At 74.9% G+C, this 12,638-nt stretch carries 8 protein-coding genes, 1 pseudogene and 1 riboswitch; of the genes and pseudogenes, 7 read left to right on the forward strand and 2 right to left on the reverse strand.

What is annotated here, in order from left to right; translation table 11 throughout:
* Positions 1-35: 35 nt before the first annotated feature.
* From AF335_RS26600 to AF335_RS26615, 5 genes and pseudogenes are all read left to right on the forward strand, one after another.
* The gene (locus tag AF335_RS26600) at positions 36-2,135 is read left to right on the forward strand and encodes a molybdopterin oxidoreductase family protein (RefSeq protein ID WP_102921184.1); all 2,100 of its coding nucleotides are present in this window, start codon (positions 36-38) and stop codon (positions 2,133-2,135) included.
* Positions 2,132-3,394, forward strand: a complete 1,263-nt coding sequence (locus AF335_RS26605) for an NAD(P)/FAD-dependent oxidoreductase (protein WP_280524647.1) — start codon at positions 2,132-2,134, stop codon at positions 3,392-3,394. Before AF335_RS26600 ends, AF335_RS26605 begins: the two co-directional genes overlap by 4 nt.
* Positions 3,391-5,985: a nitrite reductase large subunit NirB gene (gene nirB / locus AF335_RS26610; protein WP_102920975.1), complete on the forward strand. Its 2,595-nt coding sequence runs from the start codon at positions 3,391-3,393 to the stop codon at positions 5,983-5,985. The genes AF335_RS26605 and nirB overlap by 4 nt, the downstream gene beginning before the upstream one ends.
* Positions 5,982-6,305, forward strand: a pseudogene (gene nirD, locus AF335_RS35970) (nitrite reductase small subunit NirD); the annotation flags it as partial. The gene nirB and the pseudogene nirD, both read left to right, overlap by 4 nt.
* Before the next feature lie 30 nt (positions 6,306-6,335).
* Complete coding sequence (locus AF335_RS26615) at positions 6,336-7,709, forward strand: nitrate/nitrite transporter (protein WP_376697874.1); 1,374 nt, start codon at positions 6,336-6,338, stop codon at positions 7,707-7,709.
* Positions 7,710-7,740: 31 nt separating this feature from the next.
* Here AF335_RS26615 and AF335_RS34860 read toward each other — a convergent pair whose 3' ends face one another.
* A complete protein-coding gene (locus AF335_RS34860) occupies positions 7,741-8,739 on the reverse strand; it encodes a glycoside hydrolase 5 family protein (RefSeq protein ID WP_170127812.1) in 999 nt (332 codons plus the stop codon).
* 500 nt (positions 8,740-9,239) lie between these two features.
* Here AF335_RS34860 and AF335_RS26625 point away from each other — a divergent pair, with 500 nt between their 5' ends.
* Positions 9,240-10,349 (forward strand): S1 family peptidase, encoded by a 1,110-nt coding sequence (locus AF335_RS26625; protein ID WP_102920977.1) that lies wholly within the window; start codon positions 9,240-9,242, stop codon positions 10,347-10,349.
* A gap of 110 nt (positions 10,350-10,459) precedes the next feature.
* Here AF335_RS26625 and AF335_RS26630 read toward each other — a convergent pair whose 3' ends face one another.
* Positions 10,460-10,933: a C40 family peptidase gene (locus tag AF335_RS26630; protein WP_102920978.1), complete on the reverse strand. Its 474-nt coding sequence runs from the start codon at positions 10,931-10,933 to the stop codon at positions 10,460-10,462.
* 4 nt (positions 10,934-10,937) lie between these two features.
* A riboswitch (cyclic di-AMP (ydaO/yuaA leader) is annotated at positions 10,938-11,095 on the reverse strand.
* 352 nt (positions 11,096-11,447) lie between these two features.
* Here AF335_RS26630 and AF335_RS26635 point away from each other — a divergent pair.
* A complete protein-coding gene (locus AF335_RS26635) occupies positions 11,448-12,530 on the forward strand; it encodes a carboxylate-amine ligase (RefSeq protein ID WP_102920979.1) in 1,083 nt (360 codons plus the stop codon).
* The last annotated feature ends 108 nt before the right edge of the window (positions 12,531-12,638 follow it).

The raw sequence follows: 12,638 nt of genomic DNA on the forward strand, positions 1-12,638 counted from the left end.
CGGCCCCGACACGGGCGGGGGCGACGCTCTTGGGCATGACGACCACCGACACCCATTGCCCGTACTGCTCGCTGCAGTGCGGGATGCGGCTGCGCGCGACGGACACCGGCGCGGCCCCGGTCGAGGTCCTGGAGCGGCCGGAGTTCCCGGTGAACCTGGGGGCCCTGTGCGGCAAGGGACGGACGGCCCCGGCGGTGTTGCGGCCGGGCGTCCGGCTGACCGGGCCGCTGGTGCGCGACGCGCCGGGCGGCGAGCTGCGGCCCGCCTCCTGGGACGAGGCGCTGGACCGGACCGCCGCGGGCCTGTCCGCCGCGCGGGACGGTCACGGGCGGGACGCCGTGGGGGTGTTCGGCGGGGGCGGGCTGACGAACGAGAAGGCGTATCTGCTGGGCAAGTTCGCCCGGGTGGTGCTGGGCACGGCCAACATCGACTACAACGGGCGGTTCTGCATGTCGTCCGCGGCGGCCGCGCACCGGCGGGCGTTCGGCCTCGACCGGGGCCTGCCCTTCCCGCTGGCGGACGTCGCCCGCACGGGCTGTGTGATCCTGGTCGGTGCGAATCCGGCCGAGACGATGCCGCCCGCGCTGCGCTACTTCCGGGAGCTGCGGGAGAACGGCGGCAGGCTGATCGTCGTCGATCCGCGCCGGACCCGGACGGCCGAGCTGGCCGATCTGCACCTTCAGCCGCTGCCGGGCGGCGATCTCGCGCTGGCCCTGGGGCTGTTGCACCTGGTCGTCGCGGACGGGCACCTGGACGAGGACTTCATCGCCCGGCGCACGACGGGGTTCGAGGCGGCCCGGGCGGCGGCGATGGCGCACTGGCCGGAGCGGGTGGAACGGCTGACGGGGGTGCCCGCGGCACAACTGGCCGCGGCCGTGGAGATGTTCACCGGCGCCCCGGAGGGCATGGTGCTCACCGCGCGGGGCCCGGAGCAGCACAGCAAGGGCACGGACACCGTCGGCGCGTGGATCGACCTGTGCCTGGCGACCGGCAGGTCGGGGCGGCCGCTGTCCGGTTACGGCTGCCTCACCGGGCAGGGCAACGGCCAGGGCGGGCGGGAGCACGGGCAGAAGGCCGACCAGCTGCCCGGGTACCGCTCGATCGAGGACCCGGCGGCCCGGGCGCACGTCGCCTCGGTGTGGGGCGTGGACCCCGAAAGGCTGCCGGGCCCCGGTCTGTCGGCCTACGAGCTGCTGGACCGCCTGGGCAGGCCGGACGGGGTGCGGGCCCTGCTGGTGATGGGCTCCAACCCCGTGGTGTCCGCGCCCCGCGCGGCCCATGTGACCGAGCGGCTGGGGGCGCTGGACTTCCTCGCCGTGGCGGACCTCGTACTGTCCGAGACCGCCCGGCTGGCCGACGTCGTCCTGCCGTCCGCCCAGTGGGCGGAGGAGACCGGCACGCTCACCAATCTGGAGGGCCGGGTGATCCTGCGCCGGCGGGCCGTCGACCCCCCGCCGGGCGTCCGCGACGACCTCGCGGTACTGCACGGGCTGGCCGGCCGGCTGGGCGTGCCGAAGGGCTTCCCGGTGGACCCGGAGGAGGTGTTCGAGGAGCTGCGGCGGGCCTCGGCGGGCGGCCCGGCGGACTATTCGGGCATCAGCTACGCCCGGATCGGCGCCGAGGACGGGGTGTTCTGGCCCTGCCCGGAGGAGTCACACCCGGGGACGCCCCGGATGTTCCTGGACCGCTTCGCCACCCCGGACGGCCGGGCCCGGTTCGCCGCCGTCGCGCACCGCCCGGCGGCCGAGGAGCCGGACGCCGACTTCCCGCTGTTCCTGACGACGGGCCGGGTGGTGGGGCAGTACCAGAGCGGGGCGCAGACCCGCCGCGTCGAGGAGCTCGCCGAGGCCGCGCCCGGCCCGTTCGTGGAGCTGCACCCGGCGCTCGCCGGGCGGCTCGGGGTGGCCGAGGGGCAGTTGCTGGCCGTCAGCAGCCGGCGCGGGCGGGCGGTGGCCCCGGCCCGGGTGACCGACACCATCCGGCCGGACACGGTCTTCATGCCGTTCCACTGGGGCGGCGAGGGGCGGGTCAACTCGGTCACCAACCCGGCCCTCGACCCGGTGTCGGGGATGCCCGAGTTCAAGGTGTGCGCGGTGCGCGTGGAGCGGGCCGCCGCCACGGAGGCGGCCCGGTGAGCGGCCGGGCCCCCGCCGGGGGCGCCGTCGCCGTGGTGGGCGCCGGGATGGCCGCCGCCCGCTTCGCCGAGCGGTACCAGGCGCTGGGCGGCCGGGGCGAGGTGACCCTCTACGGCGCCGAGCCGGCCGCCCCGTACAACCGGGTGCTGCTCACGGACGTCCTCACCGGGCGCTACGGCGCGGCGGCGCTCACCCTGCCGTACGGCTCGGCGGTCGTCCGCACCGGCCGCGAGGTGACCGCGGTGGACCCCACCGCCCGCGTCCTGCGGCTGGCGGACGGCACCAGCGCCGCGTACGACGAGCTGGTGCTGGCCACCGGGGCCGAGCCGGTCCTGCCGCCGGTCCGCGGCCTGCGCGGCCCGGGCGGCGCCCTCCGGGAAGGCGTGCACGTCTTCCGCACCCTCGCCGACTGCCGTCGGCTGGCCGTCGCCGCGGCGGCCGCGGAGCGGGCGGTCGTCGTCGGCGGCGGGGTGCTCGGGGTGAGCGCGGCCCGGGCCCTGACCGTGCCGGGCGGGGGCGGCGCGGCACGGCGCCCGGACCGGCTCCCCGTGGAGATCGTCGAACGGGCGCCGCTGCTGGCCGGCCGGCACCTGGACGGACCGGCCGCGGCCCTGCTGCGGCAGGGGCTCGGCGCGCTCGGCGTGGCGGTCAGCGTCGGCAGCCGGGCCCGCGCGCTGCCCGGCACCGGTCCGGTCACCGGGGTGGAACTGGCCTCCGGCCGGGTGCTGGACGCGGACCTGGTGGTGCTGGCCTGCGGGGTGCGGCCGCGCACCGGGCTCGCCCGCGCGGCCGGTCTGCCCGTCCGCGCCGGGGTCGTCGTCGACGACGCCCTGGCCTGCGCGCCCGGTGTGCACGCGATCGGCGACTGCGCCGAGCACCGGGGCACCGCGTACGGCACGGCCCTCACCGCCTGGGACCAGGCCGACGTCCTGGCGGCGCGGCTCTCCGGCGCGGACCCGGGCGCGGTGTACCGCGGTTCGCGCCCGCCGGCCCGGCTGACGGCGGGCCCCCTGGAGTACGCGGCGTTCGGCGAGACCGGCGAGGGCGGCGAGGCCGATCCCGGGCTCGACGTGCTCCGGCTGGCCGACGCCACCCGCGGCGCGTACCGCAAGCTCGTGCTGCGCGGCGACCGCCTGGTCGGCGGCATCCTCCTGGGCGACCCGGCCGCGGCCTGCGCCCTCTCCCGGGCCTACGAGCGGGACGAACCGCTGCCCGCGGACCCCCTTTCCCTGCTGATCACCCGAGGAGCGTCCCGATGACGACGAAGGAGCTGGTCCTGGTCGGCCACGGCATGGTCGGCCAGCGCTTCCTGGAAGCCCTGGCCGAACGAGCCGGACGGGCCGGGCGGACGGAACGGGCCGGCGGCACGGCCGGGTGGCGGGTGACCGTGCTCGCCGAGGAGACCCGGCCCGCCTACGACCGGGTCCGGCTGACCTCGTGGTTCTCGGGGACCTCCGCCGAGGAGCTCGCCCTGTGCCCCGAGGGCTTCCTGGCCGAGCACGGCATCGGGCTGCGGCTGGGCGAGCCGGCGACCGAGGTCGACCGGGCCGCCCGGAAGGTCACCACCGCCTCCGGGCTGCGCGTCCCCTACGACGCGCTGGTGCTGGCCACCGGTTCGTACGCCTTCGTGCCGCCCGTGCCGGGGCACGACGCCCCGGGCACGCACGTGTACCGGACGCTGGAGGACCTGGAGGCGATCCGGGCCGACGCGGCGGGCGCCCGGATGGGCGCCGTCATCGGCGGCGGGCTGCTGGGGCTGGAGGCGGCGGGCGCGCTGCGGGCCATGGGGCTGGAGACCCATGTGGTGGAGTTCGCCCCGCGGCTGATGGCCCTTCAGGTGGACGAGGGCGGCGGCGCGGTCCTGCGCCGCAAGATCGAGGAGCTGGGCGTCGTCGTGCACACCGGCACGGGCGCCGGGCGGATCGACACCGGCGACGACGGCCGGGTGCGCGGCCTGACGCTGTCCGACGGCACCGGGCTCGCCGCCGACCTGGTGGTGTTCTCCGCCGGGGTGCGGCCGCGCGACGAACTGGCCCGCGCCTGCGGGCTGGCCGTCGGCGAGCGCGGCGGGATCGTCGTCGACGAGCGGTGCCGGACCTCCGACCCCGCCGTGCTGGCCGTCGGCGAGTGCGCGCGGGCCGCCGACGGCCGGGTGTACGGGCTCGTCGCCCCCGGCTACGCCATGGCCGAGGCGGCCGCGCGCGAGCTCACGGGCGGGACGGGCTCCTTCACCGGGGCCGACACCTCCACCCGGCTCAAGCTGCTGGGCGTGGACGTGGCCAGCTTCGGCGACGCGCACGGCACCACCGAGGGCGCGCTCGACGTCCTGTACTCCAGCAGCCGGGAGGGCGTGTACAAGAAGCTGGTGATCGGCGCCGACGGCGCCCTGCTCGGCGGGGTGCTGGTCGGCGACACCGAGGCGTACGGAACGCTCCGCCCGCTGGCCGTCAGCGGCACCCCGCTGACCACACCGCCCGAACAGCTGGTGCTGCCGGCCGCCGCGAGCGCCCCGGCCGGGCCGGTGGCGCTGCCCGACGAGGCGGTCGTGTGCTCCTGCCACCACGTCACCAAGGGCGAGGTCCGTGCGGCCGTGCGGGACCGGGGCTGCGCATCCGTCCCGGAGGTGAAGAAGTGCACCAGGGCCGGTACGGGCTGCGGCAGTTGTGTGCCGACGCTGAAGACCGTGGTGTCCGAGGAGCTGGCGGCCGGCGGGGTGGCGGCCGCCCGGGGGCTGTGCGAGCACTTCGGCCTCACCCGCGCCGAGCTGTACGAGATCGTCCGGGTCAAGGGCATCACCGGCTTCTCCCGGCTGGTCGACGAGCACGGCTCCGGCGAGGGCTGCGAGGTCTGCAAGCCCGTCGTCGCCTCGATCCTGGCGAGCCTGGGCAACGGTCACATCCTGGACGGCGAGCAGGCCGCCCTCCAGGACACCAACGACCACTTCCTGGCCAACCTCCAGCGCAACGGCTCGTACTCGGTCGTGCCCCGGGTGCCCGGCGGGGAGATCAGCCCCGAGGGCCTGATCGTCATCGGCGAGATCGCCCGGGACTTCCGCCTCTACACCAAGATCACCGGCGGGCAGCGGATCGACCTCTTCGGCGCCCGGGTGGACGACCTGCCGGTGATCTGGAAGCGCCTGGTGGACGCCGGCTTCGAGTCCGGGCACGCCTACGGCAAGGCCCTGCGCACCGTGAAGTCCTGCGTCGGCGAGACCTGGTGCCGCTACGGGGTGCAGGACTCGGTGGGTCTCGCCATCGAGCTGGAGCTGCGCTACCGGGGCCTGCGCGCCCCGCACAAGCTGAAGTCCGCGGTGTCCGGCTGCGCCCGCGAGTGCGCCGAGGCACGGAGCAAGGACTTCGGGGTGATCGCCACCTCGGCGGGCTGGAACCTCTACGTCGGCGGCAACGGCGGCACGACCCCGCGCCACGCCGACCTGCTCGCCACCGACCTCGACCGGGAGACCCTGATCCGCACGATCGACCGGTTCCTGATGTTCTACATCCGCACCGCCGACCGGCTGGAGCGCACCGCGCCCTGGCTGGAGCGCCTGGAGGGCGGCCTGGACCACCTGCGCGCGGTGGTCATGGCCGACGCGCTGGGCATCTGCGCCGACCTGGACGAGCTGATGGCACGTCATATCGAGACGTACGAGGACGAGTGGGCGGCCACCCTGGCCGACCCCGACCGGCTGCGCCGCTTCGCGTCCTTCGCCAACGCCCCCGGCACCCCCGACCCCACCGTCCGCTTCGTCCCCGAGCGGGACCAGATCCGCCCCGCCCCGCCGCACCCGGCCGGGCCGGCCCTTCCGCCGGTGGTCGCCGGCGCCGCACTGGAGGTGCGTACACGATGACCGTGGAGATCCACGACGGGACCGGCTGGCGGTCCGTCTGCGACTGGGAGGCGCTCGTCCCCGGGCGGGGCGTGGCGGTGCTGGTCGGCGAGGAGCAGGTGGCCGTCTTCCGGGACCGCGGCGGGGAGGTGTACGCCGTCGGCAACCGCGATCCGTTCAGCGGGGCGTTCGTCCTCTCGCGCGGCATCCTCGGCAGCCGGGAGGGCGTGCCGGTGCTGTCCTCCCCCATGTACAAGCAGGCGTTCGACCTGCGGACGGGCAGCTGCCTGGACGAGCCGACCACCCCGGACGGGAGCACGGCGGACGTACGGGTGTGGCCGGTGCGCAGGGCGGCGGCCGGGAAAGCGCCGGTGAGTACGGCGGGCGGCGCCGAGGGGGCCGCGGGAACGGAGCGCGGCGGGCGGCACGACATCGCCGACTGGCGCCCGGAGGACCCCGGCTTCTGGCGGGAGACCGGTGCCCGCGTGGCCCGCCGCAACCTCGTCTTCTCCGTGTGCTCCGAGCACATCGGCTTCTCGGTGTGGAGCCTGTGGTCGGTGCTGGTCCTCTTCCTGGGGCCGGAGTACGGGATCGACGCCGCCGGGAAGTTCCTGCTCACCGCCCTGCCGACGGCGCTCGGCGCGGTCCTGCGACTGCCGTACACCTTCGCGGTGGCCGTGTTCGGCGGCCGGAACTGGACGGTCGTCAGCGCGCTGCTGCTGCTCGTCCCGACCGCGCTGGCCGGAGCCGTGCTCGAACCCGGCGTCTCCTACGGCACGCTCCTGGCGGTGGCGTGCGTGGCCGGGGTGGGCGGCGGCAACTTCGCCTCCTCGATGGCGAACATCAACGCGTTCTACCCGCAGCGGCTGAAGGGCTGGGCGCTCGGCGTCAACGCCGGCGGCGGCAATCTCGGGGTCCCGGCCGTACAGCTCGCCGGGCTGCTGCTGATGGCCGTGGCGGGCACGGGCAGCCCCAGGCTGCTGCCGCTCGTCTACATCCCGCTGATCGTCGCCGCGGCCGTCGCCGCGGCGCTGCGGATGGACAACCTCACCGCGCTGCGCAACGACCGGCGGGCCGTCCGCGACATCTGCCGCGAGCCGCACACCTGGATCGTGTCGGTGCTCTACATCGGCACGTTCGGCTCGTTCATCGGCTTCGGCTTCGCCTTCGGCCAGGTGCTCCAGGTGCAGTTCCACGACCACTTCGACACCCCTGTGAAGGCGGCGGGCCTCACCTTCCTCGGGCCGCTGCTCGGCTCGCTGGTGCGCCCGGTCGGCGGGCTGATGGCCGACCGCTGGGGCGGGGCTCGGGTGACGCTGTGGAACTACGCCGGGATGGCCGTGGGCGCGGCGGTGGTCCTGGCCGCGTCCCGGCAGGGCTCGCTGCCGCTGTTCGTCGCCGGGTTCGTGGCACTGTTCGTGCTCAGCGGGATCGGCAACGGCTCGACGTACAAGATGATCCCGGCGATCTTCCGGGCCAAGGCCGGGGCGGAGGTGGCGTCCGGCGCGGACCCGGAGGCGGCCGAACAGCGGTCGCGGCGCCGTGCCTCGGCGCTGATCGGCGTCGCGGGCGCGGTCGGCGCCTTCGGCGGCGTCCTCGTCAACATCGCCTTCCGCCAGTCCTTCCTGGCCTCGCACAACGGCGAGGCGGCGTACCTCGCCTTCCTCGCCGCGTACGCGGTCTGCCTGGTGCTGACGTGGGCGGTCTATGTGCGGCCGTCGAAGGGCCGGCTGCCGGGGGTGTGACGGCGGCGGGCGCCGCCCCGGGCCCGTGGCATCAGAGCAGCGGGCGGCGCCCGTCGTGCTGCTGGAGGTAGTCGCGCAGGGCGGCCAGCCGGGGCGGCGAGACGCCCGGGGCGAGGACGCCCAGGCGGATCTGCGGGTGTGCGACGCGGGCCAGCTCGAAGGAGCGGACGAGGGCACCGGGGTCCTCGGGGGTGGGCGTCGTCGCGGCGAAGTCGGTCCACCACACGGGCTTGTCGCCGTCGCGGTACGCGCGCATCGCCTCGGCCACGGCCGGGAAGTTGGCCACCTCCCGGATGCCGGGGAGCGCCCCGGGGTCCAGACGGGGGCGGAGGGCCAGCACGTCGAAGTGGTCGCGGGCGCCCGCGGCGTAGACGTCGCGGACGAAGCGGTGGTCGGTGTGGCGGGGGCCGCCGAGCACCACCACGGCCCGGGGGTGTCCCGCCTTCAGGCCGGCCGAGCAGGCCCGCAGGAGCGCGGTGTAGCGCGCGGCCCGCTCGCCGGGGTCGGTCACGCCGGTGGCGTCCGGGAGGTTGGGCTCGCGCCACACCTCCCAGGCGCGGACCCGGTCGCCGTAGGCGGCGCCCAGCCACTCCGCCCAGGGCCGGACGGCCTCGGGATCGTCGGGGAAGCGCGCGGAGGGGTTCCGGGAGGCGGCGCCGGCGCGCGTCCAGGCCGGGGAGTCGTGGAGGGTGACGAGGACGTCGACGCCGCGCTCCGCCGCCGCGTCGAGCACGGCGCCGAGGCGCCTGTGGTACGGGTGACCGGCGCGGGACCTGCCCCGCCTGCGCTCGCTCTTGGGCCAGGACACGTCCACCCGGACGAGGCCGACCCCGTACGCGCACAGGGTGTCGAGGTGGCGGTGGAACGCGGACCGCGGCCGACCGCCTCGCCAGTAACCCCTGCCCATGCCGGGGAAGCGCGCCCCGAGCGCGGGCGGCAGGGGGTCGGCCGCGAGAGCCGGTGCGCCCGTGGGGGTGGTCGTGGCGAGAGCCGCTCCGGCGGCCGAGACGACGAAGGTACGGCGACGCATGCGGAGCAGCCTGGCACCGGGCGCCGCCGGTTCCGGCGCTCCGGAGCGGGTGTCACCCGTACAGGTGGAACGGGCGGGAGCGCGAAGCCCGTCCCGGGCGTGCGGGGCGCGTGTACGGGGGCCCGGTCCGCCGGGCGCCGGCCTTCGCGACGGCCGCCCCGGCCCTCAACAGCGGGCAAAGAGAGCGTCTCCCCGCCGCCAAGGGGAGCGACTACCGGACAGGCGCGGCCCGGTCCGTCCGCTCACCGGTGGCCCGACTCCCTTGCGAGTCTCTCCTGTTGACAGGGGTCACTCGCCGCTCCGCACACGGGAAGGAGGGCCCTCGCGCGGCGCGCCGGGCCCGACCGGATGTCGCCCTTGAACACGGCCCGGCCCTCTGGTGACACTGAGGTTGATTGACATGGACGCGACCATCTCATCGGCCGTCGCACCATGCCCCACTCGGATACACCCCACCTCACACCACGTCACCTCACGCACGACCTCCACGACCGACATCGATGTCGGGCACTCCCCCACAGGAGGCACGAGTGAACCGTTCACACACCCCTGCCCGCCGCACCGCGCCGGCGCTCCTGGCCACCGCCGCCACCGCCGTCCTGGCGGTGACCGCCCTCGGCCTGCCGAGCGCCCACGCGGCCCCCGGCCCGGCCGCGCTCTCCGCCGAGAGCGCGGGCCTGCTCGCGCGGAGCCTCACCGCGAGCCTCCCGGCGACGGACACGGCCGGCGCGTACTACGACGCCGGGGCGCACACCCTCGTCGTCGGCGTCCTCGACGGGACGACCGCCGCGAAGGTGCGTGCCGCCGGGGCCGAGGCCCGCCTCGTCCGGCACTCGACCGCCGAGCTCGCGGCGGCCCGGAACACCCTGAAGGACCGTGCCGCGATACCCGGCACCGCGTGGTCGGTCGACCCGCGCGGCAACAAGGTCGTCGTCACCGCCGACAGCACCGTGCGGGGGGCCCGGCTGGCCCGGCTGGAGAAGGTCGTCGCGAGCCTGGGCGACAAGGCCGCGCTCAGAAGGACGAGCGGCGCGTTCCGCCCGTACCTCATGGGCGGCGACGCCATCTGGGGCAGCGGAGTGCGCTGTTCGCTCGGCTTCAACATCACCAAGGGCGGGAAGCCGTACTTCCTCACCGCCGGGCACTGCGGCAACGCCTCGACCGAGTGGTCCGCCACCCAGGGCGGCCCCGTGATCGCCGTGACCGAGCAGTCGTCCTTCCCCGGCCACGACTACGCCCTCGTGCGCTACACCGGCTCCGTCGCCCACCCCAGCGCCGTGAACCTGTACAACGGCGGGAGTCAGCGGATCACCCGGGCCGGCGAGGCGACGGTCGGCGAGCAGGTGCAGCGCAGCGGCAGCACCACCGGCCTCAGCGGCGGCGAGGTGACCGGCCTCGACGCGACCGTCAACTACGAGGAGGGCCAGGTCGACGGCCTGATCGACACCACCGTGTGCGCCGAGCCGGGCGACAGCGGCGGGGCGCTCTTCGACGGCGGGACCGCGCTCGGGCTCACCTCGGGCGGCAGCGGTGACTGCTCGTCCGGTGGCGAGACGTTCTTCCAGCCCGTGCCGGCCGCCCTCCGGGCGTTCGGGGCGCAGCTCCCGTGAGGCCCTGACGCACGGACACGGCCCCCGGCGCTCCTCGCGGAGCCGGGGGCCGTGCCGTCGTACCGTCGCGCGCCGCCGGGGCCTGCCGGTCCACCGGCGCCACGGCCGCGTCAGTTGACGCGGCCGTACCAGACGCTGCTGCTCCAGATCTTCTCCATGCGGACGGACGCGCCGGGCTTGGGCGAGTGCCAGATCTTGTTGTCACCGGCGTAGATGCCCACGTGGTAGACGTTGCTGCCGGAGTGGAAGAAGACGAGGTCGCCGACCTGGCGGGAGCCCGCCGAGAGGTGACGGGTCTTGTTGTACTGCTGGGCGGCGGTGCGCGGGAGCGTCTTGCCGGCCTTCTTGAAGGAGTAGAGCGTCAGGCCCGAGCAGTCGAACCGGTTGGGGCCCACGGCGCCGTACTGGTAAGGCGAGCCCTTCTTGGAGGCCGCGACCTTCACGGCGGTCTGACCGGGCGTCGCCGCCTGGGCCTCGGATCCCATACCGGGCAGCAGCATCGACGCGGTCACGGTGGCCGCGGTGAGGACGGACGCGGCCACGGCACGGGACTTCAGCGCGGGTATGCCAGGAATCGCAGACATGCCAAAACCCTTCGTCATCCGCCTGCGAAAGATGACCTGTCGGGTTCGGGCTGTCGAAGTTGCCCGGTCACCTGAGTGACTTCACCCCAAGGACCACCGCGTTCGTGGTCCGTCGTGCTTGGGTCTCCCGCTCCTGCCGATCCTTTTCGGTCTGTCCGCACCCGGTACGGCGGCAGGACTCGGCGTCCGCCCGGGTCGCCCGCCTCGGTGACGGGATCTTGTGTTCGATCCAAGATCCTGCATCACGGAATGCCGGAATCCGGCGCCGGAAGGGGTTTCTGTGAACTTCTTCACTTCACGGCCATTCGGGGAACCGGGGCATGTTTTCGCACCACACGGACCTCCTAAATCCTTTTACCGCAAGGAAGTTGCCGAGACGTCCGGAGACCGAAATCGCGTCACCCGCCGCATCCGGGCGGCGGTATCCGCAGAAGGGCCCGGCGTCTTTGCGTCAGAAACCCGGGACGGCCCTTGCACGCGGTTCGCCGGGACGGCGCGGGGGTAGCGATACGGCATGCTCACCCTAGGGATCGAGGAGGAGTATCTTCTGCTCGACCCGGCCACCGCGCTGCCCGTACCGATGGCGGAGCAAGTCTGTGCGGCGGTGGACCTGGAGCCGGTCGTCCATGAGCGGGAGATTCAGCCGGAACTGCTGCAGGCCCAAGTGGAAGTTGCCACTCCGGTCTGCTCGGATCTGGCGGAGGCGAGCAGGCATCTGCTGCGGCTGCGCCACGCGGTGAGTTCCGCCGCGAAGCGCACCGGATGCCGCATCGCAGCGAGCGGGACCGCACCGCGCGCGGGGCTGGCCCCCGTGCCCGTGACGCGCAATGCCCGCTATCTGGCCATGCACACCGTGGCACCGCAGCTGGTCGACGAGCAGCTGGTCAACGGAATGCATGTGCATGTCGCCATCCCCGACCGGGAGGTGGGAGTAGCCGTACTCAACCGCGTCCGGCCCTGGCTGCCCGTCCTGGTGGCCATGGCGGCGAACTCCCCGATGTGGCACGGCCAGGACACCGGCTTCGCCAGCTGGCGCACGGTGGTCTACAGCCGCTGGCCGGTCAGCGGCCCGCCCCCGCACTTCATCGATCTCGCCGACTACGAGGAGCGGATCCAGGCGCTGTTCGTCGCCGGCGCGATCACCGACCGGGGGCAGCTGTACTGGCAGGCCAGGCTGTCCGACCGCTATCCCACCATCGAGGTCCGCTGCCTGGACGTCCAGCTGCGGGTCGACGACGCCGTGATGTTCGCCGGGATCGTCCGGGCCCTGGTCGCCACGGCCATCCGGGACGAGAAGACCGGCCCGCTGCCCTCCCCCTGCACCCCCGAGCTGCTCAACGCGTCGAACTGGCATGCGGCGCGGTACGGTCTGGACGGCATGCTGGTGGACCCCGAGGGCAGGCGCCGGGGTGCCGACGCCGTGGTCCTCACCCTCCTCGGCCACATAGGACAGGCCCTGGAGGAATCGGGTGACACCCGGCAGGTGCACTCCCTGGTGCACCGGCTGCTGCGGCGCGGCACACCGGCGGACCGGCAGCGGCGCGTCCTGGCGTCGGACGGCATCAAGGCGCTCGCGGACCTGATCACCGAGCCGTGAGCCGGGCCCGCGGGGCGAAGACCCGGGACACGAAGGCCCGGGACACGGAGACCCGGGACACCAAAACCCGGCGCCCACGGGCCCGGGAGGCGGCGGCCCGGTGGGCCC

It is taken from the genome of Streptomyces eurocidicus, from assembly GCF_002891295.1.
GTDB lineage: Bacteria > Actinomycetota > Actinomycetes > Streptomycetales > Streptomycetaceae > Streptomyces > Streptomyces eurocidicus.

Bases quoted from the DNA above. Each gene is read 5' to 3' on its own strand.
- AF335_RS26600 (WP_102921184.1), top strand. From the start codon at position 36: ATGACGACCACCGACACCCATTGCCCGTACTGCTCGCTGCAGTGCGGG.
- nirB (WP_102920975.1), top strand. From the start codon at position 3,391: ATGACGACGAAGGAGCTGGTCCTGGTCGGCCACGGCATGGTCGGCCAG.
- AF335_RS34860 (WP_170127812.1), bottom strand. From the start codon at position 8,739: ATGCGTCGCCGTACCTTCGTCGTCTCGGCCGCCGGAGCGGCTCTCGCC.
- AF335_RS26625 (WP_102920977.1), top strand. From the start codon at position 9,240: ATGTCGGGCACTCCCCCACAGGAGGCACGAGTGAACCGTTCACACACC.
- AF335_RS26630 (WP_102920978.1), bottom strand. From the start codon at position 10,933: ATGTCTGCGATTCCTGGCATACCCGCGCTGAAGTCCCGTGCCGTGGCC.
- AF335_RS26635 (WP_102920979.1), top strand. From the start codon at position 11,448: ATGCTCACCCTAGGGATCGAGGAGGAGTATCTTCTGCTCGACCCGGCC.